The sequence below is a fragment of the Vulgatibacter incomptus genome (assembly GCF_001263175.1).
In the GTDB taxonomy this organism is placed as follows: domain Bacteria; phylum Myxococcota; class Myxococcia; order Myxococcales; family Vulgatibacteraceae; genus Vulgatibacter; species Vulgatibacter incomptus.
This window is the reverse complement of record NZ_CP012332.1, coordinates 1,351,119-1,369,009: the sequence shown is the minus strand read 5'-3', so window position 1 is coordinate 1,369,009 and position 17,891 is coordinate 1,351,119. Positions and strand designations below refer to the sequence as shown.

Sequence of the window (17,891 nt, the reverse complement as noted above, 5' to 3'; positions counted from 1 at the left end):
TTCTCTATTTGGAGCGGCCACGTGGGCAGAATCTTCCGGTTCCCGATCCCCTGGATGGCGGCGGCTTTCGCTGCCGGCCTTCTCAGCGCGCGGCCGTTTGGAACCATCAGCCTGGTCGCAATCTTCCCCGTGATCGCCCTGGCGCTGGCCGCCGCCAGGACGGGACGTCGTCTCGCGGCGAGCTTCCTCGTCTTCGCAGCCTTCGCGATGGCGGGCTCGATCCGGGGCGCGAGCGAGGGGCTGCCCGATTCGAACGCCGTCGACTCGCCGGCACCTTCCTCCGTCCCAGGGGACGCGGGTCCGAGCGCTTCTGGTGCCGGGCGACCCGGATCTTCGCGGTCCGGCCGCGAGCCCGTACCGGGCCGCCTGGCCGGCCCCTGCTCCAACGCGCTGGAGTCGCTCGGCCTGCCCGTTCCCACCCGCGACGCTCCCGCCCGCCTCGAGTTGGAGGCATGGATCGCCGGCGCACCCGCCATCGGCTTCGAGACCACCCGCGCAGAGGTCGAGGTCGCGAGGGCGAGGCCGGCGCGGGAGCGCCCCCTCGATCCGCCTCCTCCCTGGATCGATGCCTCGGGCCTCCGGCTGCTACTCTCGATGAACGAGGGCCTGCGCCCCCTGCCCGGCGATGCAGTCCGGACCGTCGCGACCCTGGACGAGCTCGAGCCCGGCCTTCCCGGCATGGAGGACGCGCGCCGCCGCCTCGACCGCGCTGGCATCGCTTGTCCGGCCCGGGTCGCCGGCGGGCAGCTCGGCGTCATGTCCCCAGGCGGCGGCATCCAGACGGCGGTGGAGGTGGCGCGCCGGCGGATCTCGGCGCGGGTCGAGGAGGTCATGGGCCCCGGTCCGACCGCGGCGCTCCTCGCCGCCCTCTCGGTCGGCGATCGTTCGCTCGTCTCGCCGGAGCAGGCGGAGCGCTTCGCGGCCAGCGGCCTCTCCCATCTGCTCTCGGTCTCCGGCCTCCACCTCGGCCTGACCGTCCTCGGCCTCTACCGGATCCTCGTCTGGCTCTTCGGTCGCGTCGGCACGCGCTTCGACCCGCGGCAGATCGCCGCCCTCGTCGCTCTGCCGGCGGCCCCCGCCTACGCGCTGCTCACCGGCGCCCAGCCGCCCGTGGTGCGGGCCGCTGTGGGCGCCGGACTCTTCCTCACGGCACAGATCGTCGATCGGAGCTCGGAGGGCTGGACCGCCCTCGGCGCCGCCGCTCTCGCGATCCTCGCCTGGGATCCGGCAGCGCTCCACGAGGCCTCGTTCCAGCTCTCCTTCGCCGCCTGCGCCGGCCTCCTCGCGCTCTCGAGGGGGATCCGCGAGCTGATCCCTGTCTCGCAGCCGCGGCCCGATGCGCCCCGGTGGCGACGTTGGCTCGAGGTGCCGCTGACATCGCTTGCCACCACCGCCGCTGCGACCCTCGCCACCCTGCCCCTCACCGCCTTCCACTTCCAGCGCGCCTCGGTCGCCGCCCTCCCGGCCAACATGATCGCTGTCCCGGTCGGCCTCGGCGCCACCGCGCTCTGCGCCGTCGCCACCGCGATCGGCCTCGTGAGCCGCACGGCCATGGCTCCTGTGCTCTGGCTGGCCGCGCCCTTCGCCGCCGTGGTCGACGGCGCCGCGGCGTGGTTCGCGACCTGGCCCGGCTCCCGGATCCCGATGGAAGCCCCTGGGATCGGCGGCGCGCTCGCCATGTGCGGCGCCAGCCTCGCCCTTGCGTCTCTTCGGCGCGCGCCGCGCCGCGGCCTGGCGGCGCTCGCCGTCTGCCTCGGGATCCTCCTGCTACCGTGGGTGAGCGCGGATCCCACCGAGGGAAAGCTCGTCGTCGACTTCCTCGCGGTAGGCCAGGGTGACTCCACCCTGCTCCGCCTCCCAGACGGCAGCCACATCCTGGTCGATACGGGCGGCGAGCTCCGTGGCGAGCGCGACGTGGCCCAGCGGGTGCTGCTTCCCCAGCTCGCCGAGCGCGGCGTCCGCTCCCTCGACGCCCTCGCCCTCAGCCACCTCCACCCCGACCACGTGGGCTCCGCACCGGCGCTGTTGGCCGCCATGCCCGTGGGTGAGCTCTGGGCATCGGGCCGGCCTCTCGATGGCCGCCTCGGCACGCCAATCGCCGACGCGCTCGTGGCGCGCGGGATCCCCAGGCGCGTCCTCCTCCAGAGCTCGCCGCCGATCGAGCGCGCTGGCGTCCGCTTCGAGATCCTGGGACCACCCGATCGAGATGGCGTCGGCTACGAGCCGCTCTTCCACGAGAACGACGTCTCGCTGGTACTCCGCATTGTGCACGGCGACGTCGCGATCCTCCTGCCGGGCGACATCGAGGCCGAGGGCGAAGAAGCGCTGGTCGCCTCGCGCGCGGACCTTCGCGCCCAGCTCATCAAGGCGCCCCACCACGGCTCCAGCACCAGCTCGTCGGCGGCCCTCCTCGAGCGGGTGCGCCCGCACCACGTGGTCTTCTGCGTGGGCAGGCGCAACCAGTTCGGTTTTCCGAGAAGAGACGTGGTCGAGCGCTACGAGGCGCGGGGCTGCAGCCTCCACCGCACCGATCGCGGTCCCGTGCGCTTCATCAGCGACGGGAACGAGCTAAAGCTCGCGCAGTGAGCGAGGCTCCCAACAGCGCTCGTTCGCCATCAACGTTCGAGCCACCTCTCGTGTCCGAGGATCGGCGTGGGAACCTGCCAACTCTCCCCCCCGCCTGCCAACGCTCCCCAGCAGAACGCGACTCCTTCGGCCGTCAGACCGCAGCTGTAGGCCCCGCCCATCCCGATCTGTACAAATCGCTCGTCGGTCTGGACCGGTGTCGGAGTCGGATGATATTCGACACACTCCGGGTCATTCGAAGAGGCCGTACAGCCCGGAAATCCGAGCTGCGAATACCGGTTGTCGCCCCAGCAAAGAACCACGCCGTCGGCTCGAAGCCCGCAGCTCGAAGCGACCCTACTGCTTTCAAGGGAGGAAACCTTGACGTCGAGGAAGGAATCGTCATCCGCGATGGGAACCGGCACAGGCGATTGCTCGAAACTTCCGCTCCCGAGCTGACCTTGGAGATTTCGTCCCCAGCAATAGACCTTCCCATCGACCGTGAGCCCGCAAGCATGCCCCAAAAGAGAATTCGCTGGGAAACGTGGATGTTCTTCCCCTGGCGCGATCTCGATCTTCCGGAATTGCAGGCCGCCCGCGACTTCGACAGGAACCACGCTGTACTCCGTGCTGCCGTTCCCGAGAGCACCGGTCCCCCAGCAGTACCCCACGCCGGAGATCGAGACGCCACAAGAGGCAACCGAAATCCCCACCGAACTCCCCAACTCATCGGAGGCGTGAATCTGCGAGAAGCGGATCCCACCTGAGACCTCTACGGGATCGAGTACGGAGTACGGGGGGAAGCCCTCGGGCCCCCCACTCACACCGAGCTGTCCAGACCAGTTTTCACCCCAGCAGAACGCCCTTCCATCGACGTGGAGTCCACAGGAATGCCTAGGTCCCACGGCGAAGGAGACCAACTCGAGTTCGAATCGGTACGGCTCACGAACTTCAGTCGTCGTGCCATTCCCGGCTTGTCCGTATTGGTTGCCCCCCAAGCAGAAGGGCGAACCGGACGACATGCCACAGATGGTTCCCATGAAACCAACGGTGTCGATTGCCGACACCGACAACCCGGACACCGAGTACCCCGGAAGCGAAGCCATGGGTATTGCCATGGGCCCCTGCCGGCCGGGAACCGAGCCCCAGCAAAATGCGCGTCCGTCCGACGCCACGCCGCAAGCGATGCTGTTGCCGACGCTCAGCTCGACGAACTTCGGCACCCTCACGCGGATCTCGACGGAGGAGCGGAGGCTGCGGTCTTCCGACAGGACGATGATCGTCGCCTTCCCTCCGCCAAGGGCACGCACGAACCCGTCCGCATTGACCTCCGCCGTCGCCTTGGAGTTCGACTCCCAGACGAATGAGCGACCCGGGACCTCGTCCCCGTTCTCATCCAGCACAGCCGCGAGTAGCTGAATCGACTCGCCGAGATCGAGCTCGATAGGTGACTCGGGTTCGATCGCAATCGAGACGCCCATTCCGAAGACCGCGACATCGACCGTGCCGTTCACGGCTCCCACGGAGGCCCGAACCTGCACGATCCCGGAGCGACGACCGATCAGCACACCCTCGTTTGAGATCGAGGCCCGCTCGGCGGGTGTGACGGTCCACGAGATGTCAGCGTCCGGGATCGTCCTGCCCTGCACATCCTTGACCGTCGCCTGGAGCTGGACCTGGTCCCCGATCGCCAACGACTCGGGTGCTCCTGAGATTCGTATCGACTCGAATCCGGGCGGAAGCACGCGAACGGAGACCGATGCACTCGCTTCTCCAAAGACGGCCCGAACCGTAGCCGATCCGACGGCCATTGCCACGATTCGGCCGTTCCCATTCACCTGGACCGCTTCGGGCAGATCCGACTCCCATTCGATCGTGGCGTCGGGGAGGACACGACCTTCCTCGTAGACGGCCCTAGCCGTGAGCTGGATCGATTGCCCGACCACGAGCTCGATCGTGCGCGGCCCGTCGATCTCCACTCGAACGTCGAGCGTCGGAAGGACGGTCACCATGGCGGCGCCCTGGATTCCGTCGACCGTCGCGGAGATTCTCGATACTCCGGGTGCCACGCCGCGGACAGTCCCCTGCTCGTCGACGATCGCGATCGCAGTGGAGTGCGAGGACCAAACCACGGGCCGGCGTGGGATCGGATCTCCCGCCGTCGAAAAACCCACGGCCGTGAAACGAATGGTCGAGCCGACGTGGAGCCTCGACGTCGCCGGCGTTACCTTCACCCAAGCGACGCACGAGCTCGGATCGGGACAAACGTCTCCACCGCCCGGATCGACGAGGGGCTTGTTCTCCGTCCCGCAGGCTCCAAGCGCCGCGCAAAGAGCGAGCACCGCGGAACGAGCCGCCCAGCGCGACGCGGTCGAATGGAACCACCCGGTCATCTCGACTTCCCCCCTAGCGAATCAGTGGCGGCCTCGTTTCCCGAGGCTTGACTCACCATACCACCGGTTTTCGCGTCGAACGCTGGAAGTTGAAGCTCAGCCGTGGCCGACGCGCTCGCGGAGAGGGCCGGCCGCCCCGTAAGGCGATGGCGCGCGCGCCCCCGCAGTGCCGAATCTGAAACGCAGGGAGGGCGGCGGATGCGGCGGGTCGCGTACGGTTTCGTCGGACTGGCGCTACTGGTTGGGTGCAGCGGAGGGAACCCGGGCGCCAATCATCTGCCTCCCAAGGTGAGCCCCCTCGATCGGCCGCCCCCTCCGCCATCGCCGGTCTTCCAGCCCGGATACCACGCCGCCCTGCGCTGGTCGGTCGAGGTCCCACAGCGGATGACGTTCCGCACGCGGATTCCCCTGGGGCGGGCCGGCGAGCGGCTCCGCCTCACCTTCCGCGCTGGCGACGGACCGGCGAAGGTCCACGCGGTGACCGTCGCATCGGCGGATCGCACGACGGGCGGATGGGTCGCCCTCTCTCCCGTACCCGCTACATTCGGCGGGCTACAGGGCTTCTCCGCCAGCCCCCGCGAGCGGGTGACGAGCGACGCGCTGCCGTTCGCGGTCGCGTTCCGGCAGGAAGTATGGGTCTCCTTCGAGGCCGAGGGCTTTCTGGCCACCGGCGAGAACGAGCTCTTCCCGGGCAGCGTCGTGCTGCCGGGCCAGCATGCAGGCGACACCGCGATCGCGGGCGATCCGCAGGAGCGCGCAGTCGGCCTCGCGACAATCGACGTAGAGGGGGAGCCGACCCGCGGCTTCGTCGCCATCGGCGACAGCATTACAGAGGCGTTTGTCTACCCGGCCCAGCACCCCTACCTGCAGAGCTGGCCGGCGCTGGTGGAAGAGGGCCTCCGCCTGCCCGTCGCCAACGCTGCCGTGTCCGGGACCGGGATCGAGGAGGCCCGGGACGCGCTCGGACAGGAGGTGTTCCCACTCGCCGGGATCACCGACTGCCTCGTGATGATCGGCACCAACAACTTGTGGGATCACGACGTGCAGGCGATGTCCGCCGCCTACCTGGAGCTATACCGGGCCCTCGAGCCGTTCTGCACCGTCTGGGCTGGGACGCTGCCACCGAAGGACGCGCCCTGGGTGTCCCCGCAGGTGCAGGCGCGCCGGCTCGCCACGAACGAGTGGCTCCGGCATGACGCGCCGGTGGCGCACCTGATCGACTTCGAGGCGGTCCTCCGCAGCGCCGACGATCCGAACGAGTGGCTCCCAGGCTTCACCAGGGACGGGGTCCACCCCGTCGTCCCGGGTCAGCAGGCGATGGCCGAAGAGGCGCTCCACGTGATCCGCCGGGCCCTCTACCCCTGACCGCGGCGGGCGCCAAGCATACTCCCGCCATCCGGACAGCGACGCTTCAGCCGTGGCCGACGCGCTCGCGGAGGGCGGCGAGGAGCTCGCGGTGGTTGCGCTTGTCATCTACCTCCTCGCGGTGGGCCAGGCCGCCTCCGGCCTGCTCCCAGCGCTCGGTCCGCCATCAGCGTTCGAGCCACCCCTCGTGTCCGGGGATCGGCGAAGGAACGGTCAAGGTCTCGGCACTGCCTTCGAAGAACCTTCCCCAGCAGAGCGCGACTCCTTCGGCCGTCAGGCCACAGCTGTAGGCCCCGCCCATACCGATCTGCACGAACCGCTCCTCAGTTTGGATCGGCGTCGGAGTCGAGTGATACTCGACACACTCTGGGTCATTCGGGGAGGCCGTACAGCCAGGGAACCCGAGCTGCGAGTACCGATTGTCGCCCCAGCACAGAACAACGCCGTCGGCTCGAAGCCCGCAGGTGGCTGCAACCTTGATCAAAAAGTCTGGGACGAAGGAAACCTTGACATCGAGAAAAGAATCGTCCCCAGCGATGAGAACCGGGACAGGCGACGGCTCGAAACTTCCGTTCCCGAGCTGACCTTGGTCGTTCCATCCCCAGCAGTACACGTCCCCATTGAGCACGAGCCCGCAAGCATGCCCCACAGGCGGCCATCTAGGCGCTGCCCCAGGCGCGATCTCGATCTTCCGGAATCGCAGGCCGCCCGCGACTTCGACAGGAACTGCGGAGCTCTCCGTGGTGCCATGACCGAGAGCGCCCTGCCCCCAGCAATACCCCACGCCGGAGATCGAGACTCCACATGTGGCAGCCGCCCCCCCCGATGCGTCGGAGGCGCGAATCTGCGAGAAGCGGATCCCGCCGGAGACTTCTACGGGGTCGAGTAGGTAGTTCGGGGGAATAGAACCCACACCGAGCTGTCCAGACCAGTTGGAACCCCAGCAAAACCCCCTTCCGTCGGCGTGGATCCCGCATGAATGCTCAGGTCCCACGGCGAAGGAAACCAACTCGAGATCAAATAGGTACGGCTCCAGAGCGTCCGTCCACGTGCCATTCCCCACTTGGCCATTCCAGTTGCTTCCCAAGCAGAAGGGAGAGCCGGATGACATGCCACAGATCGTTCCCATGAAACGCGCGGAGTTAATTGCAGACACCGACAGCCCGGATACCGAGTGCTCTGGGAGCAACGCCATGGGTCGTATAATGCTTTCCTGCCTGTCGGGAACCGCGCCCCAGCAAAATGCGCGTCCGTCCGAGGCCACGCCGCAAGCAATCCTGTTGCCGACGCTCAACTCAACGAACTTCGGTACCCTCACCCGGATCTCGACGGAGGAGCGGAGGTCTCCCGAAAGAGCGATGATCCTCGCCTTCCCTCCGCCAACGGCACGCACGAATCCGCCCGAAACGACCTCCGCCACCCCATTGTCGTTGGACTCCCAGACGAATGCGCGACCTGGGACTTCGTCTCCGTTCATGTCCAGCACGGCGGCGCGAAGCTGAATCGACTGGCCGATTTCGAGCTCGACGGGTGAATCGCCGTCGATTGCGATCGAAACGCCTCGTCCAATGACGTCGACGTCGACCGAGTCGCTCACGGTTCCCCTGGAGGCACGAACCTGCACGCGTCCGGAGCGACGGCCGACCAGCACACCATCGTCCGAGATCGTGGCCCGCTCGTCGGGTGTAACAGCCCACGAGACGTCTGCGTCGGGGATCGTCCTGCCCTGCGCATCCGTGACCGTCGCCACGAGCCGGACCTCCTCTCCAATCGCCAGCGACTCGGGCGCTCCGCCGATGCGTATCGACTCGGCTCCAAGCGGAATCACGCGAACGGAAATCGATGCACTCGCTTCTCCGAACACGGCTCGAACCGTGGCCGACCCGACGGCAATTGCTACGATCCGGCCGGTCTCGTTCACCTCAACCGCTTCGGGATGATTCGACTCCCATTCGATCGCGATGTCGTCGAGTACACGGCCGTCCTCGTCAACGGCCCGAGCCGTGAGCTGGATCGATTGCCCGACCTCGAGATCGATCGTGCGCGAACCCTCGATCTCCACTCGAACCTCGGCCATCTGAAGGACAGTCACCTGAGCAATGCCCTGGATTCCGTCGACCGTCGCGGTGATTCTCGATAATCCCGGCACAACACCGCGGACGTTTCCTTCATCGTCGACGGTCGCGATCGGGGTGGTCTTCGAGGACCAGACCACCGGCCGGCCCGTGATCGGGTCTCCCGCGGTCGAAAGAGCCTCGGCCGAGAGGCGGATGGTTTCCCCGGCACGAACCCTCGACGTCGCCGGCGATATCTTCACCAACGCGACACACGAGCTCGGATCGGGGCAATCGTCTGTAGGATCGACTACGGGCTTCCTCTCCGTCCCGCAGGCCCCGAGCACCATGCAAAGAGCAAAAACCGCAGGAAGGGCCGCCCGACCGGGGCCTCGAGGTTCGCGCATCTTCATCTCGACTACCCTTCTCTCACGGGTCTGCGGCCTCGGGCTCATCGCCCGAGGCCATCTTCATCAGACTAATGGACGCAGCTGTCCAGCCGCAAGATTGCCGCCTCGAGCCAAACGCCCGCAAAGATTGAACTAAAGGGCTTCCGTATCGATCTTGCAGAGAATGGCATCGTAGGGTGAGGCCACGTCGCCAACCCCTCCCCCCGGCTTGAGAAGCCCAATTGCACCTCCGTGAACGGCGTAGGGAAGCATCTCATTCACGCCAAGGGGCAAAACAACCCCGTTTGTAATTTTGTAGGTCCGCCCGTGCAGCAGCTCGGTTACGTAGAGGGGATCGTTGCCTTCAATAAACGGGTCGTCGTTGTCCCACTGCTCGCACTCCACACCGGCGTAAATGACAAATCGACCGGTCGAATCGACGCGGGGCTTCAGGTGGCGTTTACAAGGACCATTGATGGTGAACTCGTTCGTCGCGATGTTGAGGTCGTCCACGTACCGGTAAGCGATTCTGGTCGATTCATGGTCCCATTTCTCGTATGCCACGACGTTGCCTCCGAGCGAGGGAGCCAGGATGTAATCGCCGTCATGCTGAAAGACCTTCTCCCAACCCGGATCGGACATATTTCGCATTACCAGAGTGAGGTCCTTCTCGAAAACGTATTTGTCATTCCAGATGGTCGGGTGATAACCTGTGGCGAGATTCTGAGGCGGCCCAAAAGGCGCAACCCACCCCATGACCTGGCCGTCGGCTTCCCACACGATCCGGTTGCCATACATTGACGGAACACTAGTGAACGGGCTGGAGCTAATCCAGACCGAATAAGGTGCGTTGTTGGAATCGACGCGAAGCTCGTATCCGCTCGCAGAAGAGCCCTTGGACCAGTAGGCGAACTTCGTACCGTTGACGTGATCGTAGTCGAAGGTGGTCAGCTGCGCGCCAACAGGAGAGGACGCGATTCCCGTCTGGTACACGGATCCGTTGTCATAGATCAGCTGAACGACCACCTTCTGGAAATTCGGGGAGCCTGGGTCGTCAGCCCCGATATAGGCCATCTTGACAACTGGGAGATCGAATCCATCAATCCCCTTCGTCACCGTCACGCCCCGCCAGTTGCGCGTCGACGCCGCTCCGGGAAGTACTCGACACTGGGTTAGCATCGGGGCGTCCGGCGTCGGTGACGCAGCTTTCGCTTCACGTGCCCCCGTTAGAACAGCGAGAACGCTCGCAGCCAGCACCGCCACTCCCCTTGCCGCGAAACGCCCCATCTCGAACTTCTCGCTTCGAAGATGCATTTCTCGCTCCTTAGTGTTGGTGTTGCAGGAGCCTTCTCTCACAGTAAGAATAGATCGTCAGTCGGATGGCGCCAATTTTTTGGCGAATCTATCCACTCTCCAACACAATGAGTAAAAGTGACGAATTCCGGCTGACCCGACCGCTCCAACGGGAATATTTGGCAGCCACGGTCATGAAAAATAGTTCAATGACCAGTTGAACCAATTTGTAGAGGCCGCAGTTGGTAGGCGGACCGCCTATCGGCGAAACAACGACGCTTCAGCCGTGGCCGACTCGCTCGCGGAGGGCGTCGAGGAGCTCGCGGTGGTTGCGCCAGAGCGAGGTAAACACGAAGGGTCCTCGCGTCGTCGACACCAGGTAGATGGTGAGGCCGGGCATGAACGGCCGGACCTCGACGTGGCGGACGTTGTTCCAGCGGCACTGGAGCTTGCGGAAGAAGGTGCGGGCCCGAAGGCCGTCGACCTGGGCCTGGATCTCGGACGAGAGGTGTCCCACGAGGAGGGCCGTGAAGAGGAGGGTCATGGCCAGGGCGGAGAGGAAGGTGCCCCAGCCGATGCCCGGGATCCGGCTCACCACCACGAGGGCGACCAGCCAGACCACGAGCCCGAAGACGGCCGATCCTCGGAGGATCCGCCCGGGTTTGGCGATCAGCTTCCACCCACCGTCCATCCCGGGATGATGGCAACGAATGGCGGATCCTCCAAACGCGATCTTCCCCGAGTGGGCGTGCAGCGGGAGCAGCCGGAATCCCCCCGCGGGAGGGCCTGTGGAATCCGATATAGGGAAGCTGGATTCGCCGGCGATCCCATGAGAGGGTCGCGGGCGAATGCGCCGTGTCTTTGCCTTCGTCGTCCTCGCGCTGCTCCTCCCCTCGCCCGCCTTGGCCGAGGCGATGATCCGGATCGCAGTGGCGGAGAACCTCCCCGGGGTGGCGGTGTCCGCTGAGCGCCTTCGGATCCGTCCACTGACGGACGAGGGAACGTACCGAGCGATCGAGGGCGGCAAGGCCTCCATCCAGCGGGATCCGTCGGGCCTGGTGACGGTCGACGGAGGCGGACCCGGCGTCGAAGCGATACGGATTCGCGGCGATGGGCCGATCGCCGTCGGCGACAAGATGGTGCGCGGCTCGGTGGAGGTGCTCGCCACCCCCGGCGGCCTCCTGGTGGTGAACGAGCTGCCGATGGAGGTCTACCTGGCGGCGGTGCTCGGCAGCGAGATGCCCCCGGCCTTTCCGCCAGAGGCGCTCAAGGCCCAGGCCGTCGCGGCCCGGACCTACGCGATCGGCAAGAAGCTCGCCGCGGAGGGCCAGCCCTACCACCTTGGGGCCTCGGTGCTCTCGCAGGTCTACGGCGGGGTCCACCGCGAGGATCCGCGGACGCATGCGGCGGTGGAGGCCACCGAGGGCGAGGTGCTGGTGTTCGAGCACGCGCCGATCGAGGCGTATTTCTTCTCGTCCTGCGGCGGGACGACGGAGGACGGAGGCAACGCGCTCTCGCGCTCCCTGCCCTACTTGACCTCGCACTCTTGTCCGGAGGCACGCGACACGCCTGGCGCCCGCTGGAGCCTCGAGCTCTCGGGCGCCGAGCTCGGGCGGCGGCTGGGGCTCGCTCCCCTTCAGGGGATCTCGGTCGTCTCCCGGACCGCCTCTGGCCGCGTTCGCTCGGTGGAGCTCCGGACGGCCAAGGGCAGCCAGCGCCTCGACGCGGTGACGCTGCGGCGACGGGTGGGCTACGGGGAGATCAAGAGCCTGGCCTTCGACGCGGCCGCAACCAAGGCGGGCTTCCGCTTCACCGGCAAGGGCAACGGACACGGCGCCGGCATGTGCCAGTGGGGCGCGGCCGCTGCCGCGAAGAGCGGCTGGGAGTATCGGCGGATCCTCGAGCACTACTACCCGGGGACCGAGCTCCGTCGGATGTACTGACGTCCTGGTTCGAGCCAGTCCGCGAGCTGCCCTGGAACAGCGGCCCCGTCCGGAGGCGTTTCGTCTACACTGCGCCGCCCCGAAAAGGGCCCCCACCGATGAAGACCTCCGACTTCGACTTCGAGCTCCCTGAAGAGCTGATCGCGCAAGCGCCGCTGGCCGAGCGGGACGCCTCCCGTCTGCTCGTGCTGCCCCGAAACGGGGGCGCGCCCACTCACGCATCCTTCCGGGACCTGCCGGGCTGGCTGCGGCCCGGGGACCTGCTGGTGCTAAACGACGCCAAGGTGATCCCCGCGCGGCTCCGAGGCGCCAAGGAAGCGTCCGGGGGCAAGGTGGAGCTCCTCCTCTGCGATCCCCTGGCGTCCCTGGGCGATCGGGCGGTCTGGCGCTGCATGGGGGGCTCCTCGAAGCCGCTGCGCCCCGGCGCCTGGCTCCGCTTCGAGGCCGCCGGCGGAATGCTCCGCGCCGAGATCGTCGCCGTCGGCGAGGGCGGCTTCGTGGACGTGGCCTTCGACGAGGCGCCGGACGCTCTCCTCGACCGCGTGGAGGAGCTCGGGGAGCTCCCGTTGCCGCCGTACATGAAGCGCGCGCCGGAGGCCTCCGATCGCGATCGCTACCAGACGATCTACGCCCGGCACCGTGGGGCCGTGGCGGCGCCCACCGCCGGCCTGCACTTCACCGACGAGGTCTTCTCGGCCCTGAGAGAGCGCGGCGTCGAGCGGACCGCGGTGACGCTGCACGTGGGGCCGGGCACCTTCCTCCCCGTGCGCGCGGACTCCGTCGAAGAACACCGGATGCACGCGGAGCGCTACGAGATCTCACAGGATGCCGTGGACGCGATCGCGCGGACGCGCGAGGCCGGCGGCCGCGTGATCGCGGTGGGAACGACGGCGCTGCGCACGCTGGAGTCGGCTGCCGAGGAGACCGGACGGATCCGCGCAGGCGCCGGCGTCTCCTCCCTCTTCGTGACGCCCGGCTTCCGCTTCCGTGTCGTGGACGGCCTCCTCACGAACTTCCACCTCCCCCGCTCCACCCTGGTGATGCTGGTGGCGGCGCTGGCAGGCCGCGAGCGGCTCCTCGCCGCGTACACCGAGGCCGTCGAGCGGCGCTACCGCTTCTATTCCTACGGCGACGCGATGCTGGTGTCGTAGGGGATTCGTCCCGCTGCGACCGGAACCGCCCGCCACCCGGCCCGCCGGGAGCCCCCATCGTCCCGCACCGAGGGACACCAACCGAAGGTCCGCGATGTCCCTCGATTTCGAGCTGCTGAAGGTCGACCCCGAAAGCGCCGCCCGCCGCGGCAGGCTCCGCCTCCCCCACGGCGTGGTGGAGACGCCGATCTTCATGCCGGTGGGCACGGCGGCCAGCGTGAAGGCGATCGCGCCGGACGACCTCGAGCGCATCGGCGCCCAGATCATCCTCGGCAACACCTACCACCTCTTCCTGAGGCCCGGTCACGAGCTGGTCCGCCGCCACGGCGGCCTGCACGGCTTCATGACTTGGCCGAAGCCCATCCTCACCGACTCGGGCGGCTTCCAGGTCTACTCGCTCGCCGCGGCGCGGAAGATCTCCGAGGAAGGCGTGGTCTTCCGCTCTCACCTCGACGGGAGCCGCAAGCTCCTCACACCTGAGCTCTCCATCGAGGTGCAGGAGGCGCTGGGGGCCGACGTGATCATGGCCTTCGACGAGTGCCCGCCCGCAGGCAGCGACAGGCGCTACTTCGAGGACTCCCTGGCCCGCACCACCCGCTGGGCGAAGCGCTGCAAGGACGCATGGCATCCGGAGGGCAAGTCGAGCCTCTTCGGCATCGTCCAGGGCGGCCTGCACCCGGACCTGCGCCGCCGCCACGCGGAGGAGCTCGCGGAGCTCGACCTGCCGGGCTACGCCCTCGGCGGCTACAGCGTGGGCGAGCCGATCCCCTCCATGTACGAGAGCGTGTCGACCTCGGCGCCGAACCTGCCGGCCGACAAGCCCCGCTACCTCATGGGCGTGGGCACGCCGGAGGATCTGGTGACCTGCGTGGGCCTCGGCATCGACATGTTCGACTGCGTGCTCCCCACCCGCACCGCTCGTAACGCCCGCCTCTACACGAGCGAGGGGATCGTCAACATCAAGAACGCGCGCTACGCCGACGATCCCGCGCCCCTGGATCCCGCGTGCGATTGCTACACGTGCAAGAACTTCTCACGCGCCTACCTGCGCCACCTCTACGCGGCGCAGGAGCTCCTCGCCTACCGGCTGAACTCGATCCACAACCTCGCCTTCTTTCTCGACCTGATGGCCAGGGTCCGCGCCGCCATCGAGGAGGGCCGCTACGCCGCGTGGTCGAAGGCCTGGCTCGAGGAGCGCTCCCTCCGCCTGCGTGAGCAGAAGGAGCGCGCCTGAGAGCGCGGTCCGTCGATGGCATAGCCTCGACCCATTCGCCTCCGCGATCGCACGAGGCCCTCACCCCCCGTTAGCTAGCGACCGTCTCACCGCCTCCTGGCTCAGGTCGATTCCGGGGCACCGCGGAGCAGCCGGAAGTCCTGGACCGCTTGCCATGCGGTCGCGAAGGAGCATGCCGCGCGGCGCGCAACCTCCGCAACGGACAGCCCCGGGCTCTTTTCGAGGAGGGTCCAGACGTCGGCGCGGAACGACGGCCCCATCTGCACGCGGTTGCGGTAGCCGGCGTGGCGCCTCACGAGCACATCGGGAGCGAGCACGTCCTCGATGCGATCGCGTAGCGTCCCGCGCGGTGCCCGGAGCTTCGAACCGACGAACCGCTCGTCCTCACCACGCCGCTCGATCTGGAACTCCGTTCCAGTCGGCAAGATCTCGACTGGCGGCCCCTCGTAGCAACGCGAAAGTCGCGCAAAGCGACGGTCCCGGTGAAGCCACCCGGCGATGGCGGCCCAATAGGCTCGGACGCGCTCGGACGGTTGATCGCAGACGAGGCGAACCAGGCGATCCACATTGACGTAGGCGTGATGCACGCCAATCCACGTTGTCAGCACGGCGAGGACGCGCAGATCCTCCTCTTCCATCCCCGCGACCGAGGCGAAGACGAGCGTGCTCTCGAGGTCGGCATCAACCTCGGGCTCAGCTGCGAAGTTCAGCCCGATGCCCACCATGCGAGCCGTGAGCACGTCCGGCGTCGGCATTCGCTCTTGGAGCGGCGACCGCCTAAATGGCATGGCCAAGCCTCCTGCCGAGCCCGGAGATCGTGGCGCGGACGTGGTCGGGCCAGCGCTCGTTGCCGTCCTGGAGCTCGAGCCACGGAAGGCACTCTGCCAGCTCCTCCGCGCTGGGCGCCAAGGCGATGCAATCCTGCATGTCGGTGCCGCGATCGCAGAGAGCAAACAGCTTGGTCTTGAGAAGGTCGGGGCGACCAAGCGTGCTGAGGATCAGCGCCACTCCCTCAAAGATCCGCTCGACGCGGTCCTGCCAACCTTCGGGCAAGATGTCGCCGAGTTGAATCGGCCCGTTGTTGAGCCAGTCGTCGTTAAGTTCGTCGCCATTTTGTCGCTGCTGCCTGGCGAAATCGCAGGCAGCCGCCGCGATCGACTCGGGCAGTGCAGGCACGAGCACGTCGACGTCGCGTGTCCCCCGCTGGGTCAGGCCCATCAACACCAAGGCCGAGCCGCCGATGACGACAGCCTCGAAACTCAGGCCGAGGACCGACAAGTGGCGATCGAATGCTTGAATGGTGGGGCGCGGGAGCATGGCGGTATCGGCAACTCCGATACCAACCTAGTTGCCTGGCACCCCTTCGTCAAGGTTCCCGACCTCATGGCCAAGGTCCGCGCCGCCATCGAGGAAGGCCGCTACGCCGCATGGTCGAAGGCATGGCTCGAGGAGCGCTCCCTCCGCCTGCGTGAGCAGAAGGAGCGCGGCTAGCTTCGTCAGAACGCCGGGTATCCGAACGCTCTCCTCGCCCTCTCGATCGCACGCTCGAGATCCGGATCGACCTCATCTTCGTCCGGAGCCACGGACATCATCCGTGCGCTCACGGGTTCTCCCAGAGGTCGTCGGTCCCCATCGTCTGTCGGGCGAGCGATCGGCTCCCGCGGAAGTCGAAGGTCCGCAGCTTCTCGACACACCTCAGGTCGAGGGGGGCGAGCGGATCCTCGAAGAAGTCCAGCACGAGCGACAGGCCGCAAGGCATCCGGCCCTTCGTGTCGGTTCCCTCGAAGAGGGCGCCGTGACCTGCGAGCGGGATCTCCACGAACGACTGGCCGGGATGGGGGAAGGCCTCTTCGATGCCGCCGAGATCCCAGGTGGGCGTGAGGCGGTCGATGGCGCCGTTGAACAGCGCGACCGGCGTCGTCACCGGCGCCCAGCTCCGCAGCTCGGCAGGGGTCTCGTAGAGCGGCCAGGTCCACAGCTCCCGTGCCGTCGTGATGTCATCGGCCGAGTCGAGCCGCAGGAGCAGGGCTTCGCTCTCCGCCCGCAGCGCCGCGGGGGTGAGACCCTCCTCCCAGAACTCGGAGAGCACGATGTGGAGGAAGAGGTACTCGGATTCGCTCACGCTCGCAGGGCCGAAGCTCCGCGAGGCGTAGAGCGCCTCCAGCCGGCGAAGCGCCGTCACGTCTTCGGGATCGCATCGATCGAGCCGGTAGATCGCGGCGAGACCGACCGGGAGGCGGGAGCGGTCGGCGAGGGTCGCCACCAGGATCTTGGAAAAGGAGGACCACGCCGCCTCGCCGGCGTACTCCGGGCAATGGCCCTCGCGGAGCCTCTCGCGCAGTCCCTCCAGCCGCGACCAGGGATTGCTCGAGAGCTTTTCGCTGCACTTCGCGTCTCCTCCACACGCGTCGAGGGCGACGTGCGCCGCGCGGTTCGCGTTGAGCGCCTGATGAACGGCGCAGCCGGTCGCGGGGCAGATCCCTTCCAACGACACCGCGTCCGCCTGATCAGGAAAGAGCGACATGTACCGGTTCGCCAGGAAGCTCCCGTACGAGCCGCCCAGGACGAAGACCTTCTCTCCGGGCTCACGGATTGCCTCGATGGTCTTCCCGATGTCCATGGCCGTGCTGGTGGTCGAAAACTGCCGGAGCCCATCCCCCCACCGCCGGAGGAGCTCCGCGTAGCAGGCCACCGAGGTGGTCCCTTCCGCCTCGCCCTCGCAGGCGAGCGGGGTCGACGAGCCGACCCCCCGATAGTCGGGGAGGTAGACGTCGTAGCCGAAGACCGCCAGGTACCCGCCCCACTCCACTGCATCGCTCGCGCTGTAGCCCGGGCCGCCGACGAAGAACCAAAGCTGGCCGTTCTGGTTCGGCCCTGCCGCGGGGATCTTCCGAACGAAGAAGGAGATCCGCTCTCCGTCCCGTTCGGACCAATCCAGTGGCACGTCAATCTCGGCGCACTTCATCCGGACGCCGCTCTCGGTGCAGGTCGTCCAGACAACGGGACCGAGCGACGGGCCGGGCTCCTCTCCCGATCCGCCCCCACCGCTTCCGCCCGGCTCCTCACTTCCGGCGCCACCACCCGCCCCCGCCGTCCCGCCCGAGCCACCGTCTCCGACACTGCCCCGGCCGCCCGCCCCGAGGTCCACGCCGCCCGATCCTCCGGGGCGCCTCTCCTCGACCTCACCGCATCCTGCCCCGAGCACGATCGCAAGGAGCGCAGCAACGGCGTGGCGGATCCTCTTCGAACTCCGTCTCATCATCTCTCCATCGGTTCGAACCCACACTGGGTTCACGAATAATTCACTTTCAGATGATGAACGCAAGACGGGTCCGGAATTTCGAACCAATGGCGTCCTCGATGCGCAATAGGGGCGACGATACCCAGAACAGAAAATCATCTCGCAAGGCAGCGAGCAGAACACATACCGACAAATGGTCGAGATCCGATTTACGTGTGCGAGGGGATCGAGGAGCGCTCCCGCCTCAGGGGATCGGGGAGCGC

The 17,891-nt window shown here is 67.3% G+C and carries 13 protein-coding genes; 6 read left to right on the top strand and 7 right to left on the bottom strand.

The genetic code is table 11. From position 1 onward, the window contains the following. Positions 1-21: 21 nt before the first annotated feature. Positions 22-2,586: a DNA internalization-related competence protein ComEC/Rec2 gene (locus tag AKJ08_RS05490; protein ID WP_050725139.1), complete on the top strand. Its 2,565-nt coding sequence runs from the start codon at positions 22-24 to the stop codon at positions 2,584-2,586. Positions 2,587-2,615: 29 nt separating this feature from the next. Here AKJ08_RS05490 and AKJ08_RS05485 read toward each other — a convergent pair whose 3' ends face one another. Further along, positions 2,616-4,799: an Ig-like domain-containing protein gene (locus AKJ08_RS05485; RefSeq protein WP_169788752.1), complete on the bottom strand. Its 2,184-nt coding sequence runs from the start codon at positions 4,797-4,799 to the stop codon at positions 2,616-2,618. 357 nt (positions 4,800-5,156) lie between these two features. On the opposite strand from AKJ08_RS05485, the gene AKJ08_RS05480 reads away from it, so the two are divergent. Further along, a complete protein-coding gene (locus AKJ08_RS05480; protein ID WP_082342752.1) occupies positions 5,157-6,323 on the top strand; it encodes an SGNH/GDSL hydrolase family protein in 1,167 nt (388 codons plus the stop codon). A 166-nt stretch (positions 6,324-6,489) separates the two neighbouring features. On the opposite strand, the gene AKJ08_RS05475 is transcribed toward AKJ08_RS05480, so the two are convergent. The 3 genes from AKJ08_RS05475 to AKJ08_RS05465 all read right to left on the bottom strand — a co-directional run bounded on the left by AKJ08_RS05475 (position 6,490) and on the right by AKJ08_RS05465 (position 10,750). Continuing rightward, positions 6,490-8,790 (bottom strand): Ig-like domain-containing protein, encoded by a 2,301-nt coding sequence (locus tag AKJ08_RS05475; RefSeq protein ID WP_169788751.1) that lies wholly within the window; start codon positions 8,788-8,790, stop codon positions 6,490-6,492. Between the two features lie 129 nt (positions 8,791-8,919). After that, on the bottom strand, positions 8,920-10,080 hold the full coding sequence (locus AKJ08_RS05470; RefSeq protein WP_157370494.1) for a hypothetical protein: 1,161 nt from the start codon (positions 10,078-10,080) through the stop codon (positions 8,920-8,922). 259 nt (positions 10,081-10,339) lie between these two features. Beyond that, positions 10,340-10,750, bottom strand: coding sequence for a hypothetical protein (locus tag AKJ08_RS05465; RefSeq protein ID WP_050725134.1), 411 nt, complete (start codon positions 10,748-10,750; stop codon positions 10,340-10,342). 157 nt (positions 10,751-10,907) lie between these two features. Here AKJ08_RS05465 and AKJ08_RS05460 point away from each other — a divergent pair, with 157 nt between their 5' ends. The 3 genes from AKJ08_RS05460 (at position 10,908) to tgt (ending at position 14,387) form a co-directional block, all read left to right on the top strand. Then, positions 10,908-12,002, top strand: coding sequence for a SpoIID/LytB domain-containing protein (locus AKJ08_RS05460; protein WP_050725133.1), 1,095 nt, complete (start codon positions 10,908-10,910; stop codon positions 12,000-12,002). A 98-nt stretch (positions 12,003-12,100) separates the two neighbouring features. Further along, a complete protein-coding gene (queA, locus tag AKJ08_RS05455) occupies positions 12,101-13,153 on the top strand; it encodes a tRNA preQ1(34) S-adenosylmethionine ribosyltransferase-isomerase QueA (RefSeq protein WP_050725132.1) in 1,053 nt (350 codons plus the stop codon). A gap of 94 nt (positions 13,154-13,247) precedes the next feature. Beyond that, positions 13,248-14,387 (top strand): tRNA guanosine(34) transglycosylase Tgt, encoded by a 1,140-nt coding sequence (gene tgt / locus AKJ08_RS05450; RefSeq protein WP_050725131.1) that lies wholly within the window; start codon positions 13,248-13,250, stop codon positions 14,385-14,387. A gap of 101 nt (positions 14,388-14,488) precedes the next feature. Here tgt and AKJ08_RS05445 read toward each other — a convergent pair whose 3' ends face one another. Together AKJ08_RS05445 and AKJ08_RS05440 are read right to left on the bottom strand one after the other, a co-directional pair. After that, positions 14,489-15,109 carry a hypothetical protein gene (locus AKJ08_RS05445; protein ID WP_157370493.1) on the bottom strand — a complete coding sequence of 207 codons (621 nt, stop codon included), beginning with the start codon at positions 15,107-15,109 and terminating at the stop codon, positions 14,489-14,491. A gap of 55 nt (positions 15,110-15,164) precedes the next feature. Next, positions 15,165-15,665 (bottom strand): DUF6036 family nucleotidyltransferase, encoded by a 501-nt coding sequence (locus tag AKJ08_RS05440; protein ID WP_050725129.1) that lies wholly within the window; start codon positions 15,663-15,665, stop codon positions 15,165-15,167. Between AKJ08_RS05440 and AKJ08_RS05435 the strand changes: the two genes are divergently transcribed. Then, complete coding sequence (locus tag AKJ08_RS05435) at positions 15,666-15,878, top strand: hypothetical protein (protein WP_050725128.1); 213 nt, start codon at positions 15,666-15,668, stop codon at positions 15,876-15,878. 109 nt (positions 15,879-15,987) lie between these two features. Here AKJ08_RS05435 and AKJ08_RS05430 read toward each other — a convergent pair whose 3' ends face one another. After that, positions 15,988-17,646 carry an alpha/beta fold hydrolase gene (locus AKJ08_RS05430; protein ID WP_169788750.1) on the bottom strand — a complete coding sequence of 553 codons (1,659 nt, stop codon included), beginning with the start codon at positions 17,644-17,646 and terminating at the stop codon, positions 15,988-15,990. Positions 17,647-17,891 lie beyond the last annotated feature (245 nt).

Coding starts and splice junctions, on each gene's coding strand:
- AKJ08_RS05480 (WP_082342752.1), top strand. CDS start 5,157: ATGCGGCGGGTCGCGTACGGTTTCGTCGGACTGGCGCTACTGGTTGGG.
- AKJ08_RS05475 (WP_169788751.1), bottom strand. CDS start 8,790: ATGAAGATGCGCGAACCTCGAGGCCCCGGTCGGGCGGCCCTTCCTGCG.
- AKJ08_RS05470 (WP_157370494.1), bottom strand. CDS start 10,080: ATGCATCTTCGAAGCGAGAAGTTCGAGATGGGGCGTTTCGCGGCAAGG.
- AKJ08_RS05465 (WP_050725134.1), bottom strand. CDS start 10,750: ATGGACGGTGGGTGGAAGCTGATCGCCAAACCCGGGCGGATCCTCCGA.
- AKJ08_RS05460 (WP_050725133.1), top strand. CDS start 10,908: ATGCGCCGTGTCTTTGCCTTCGTCGTCCTCGCGCTGCTCCTCCCCTCG.
- queA (WP_050725132.1), top strand. CDS start 12,101: ATGAAGACCTCCGACTTCGACTTCGAGCTCCCTGAAGAGCTGATCGCG.
- tgt (WP_050725131.1), top strand. CDS start 13,248: ATGTCCCTCGATTTCGAGCTGCTGAAGGTCGACCCCGAAAGCGCCGCC.
- AKJ08_RS05430 (WP_169788750.1), bottom strand. CDS start 17,646: ATGAGACGGAGTTCGAAGAGGATCCGCCACGCCGTTGCTGCGCTCCTT.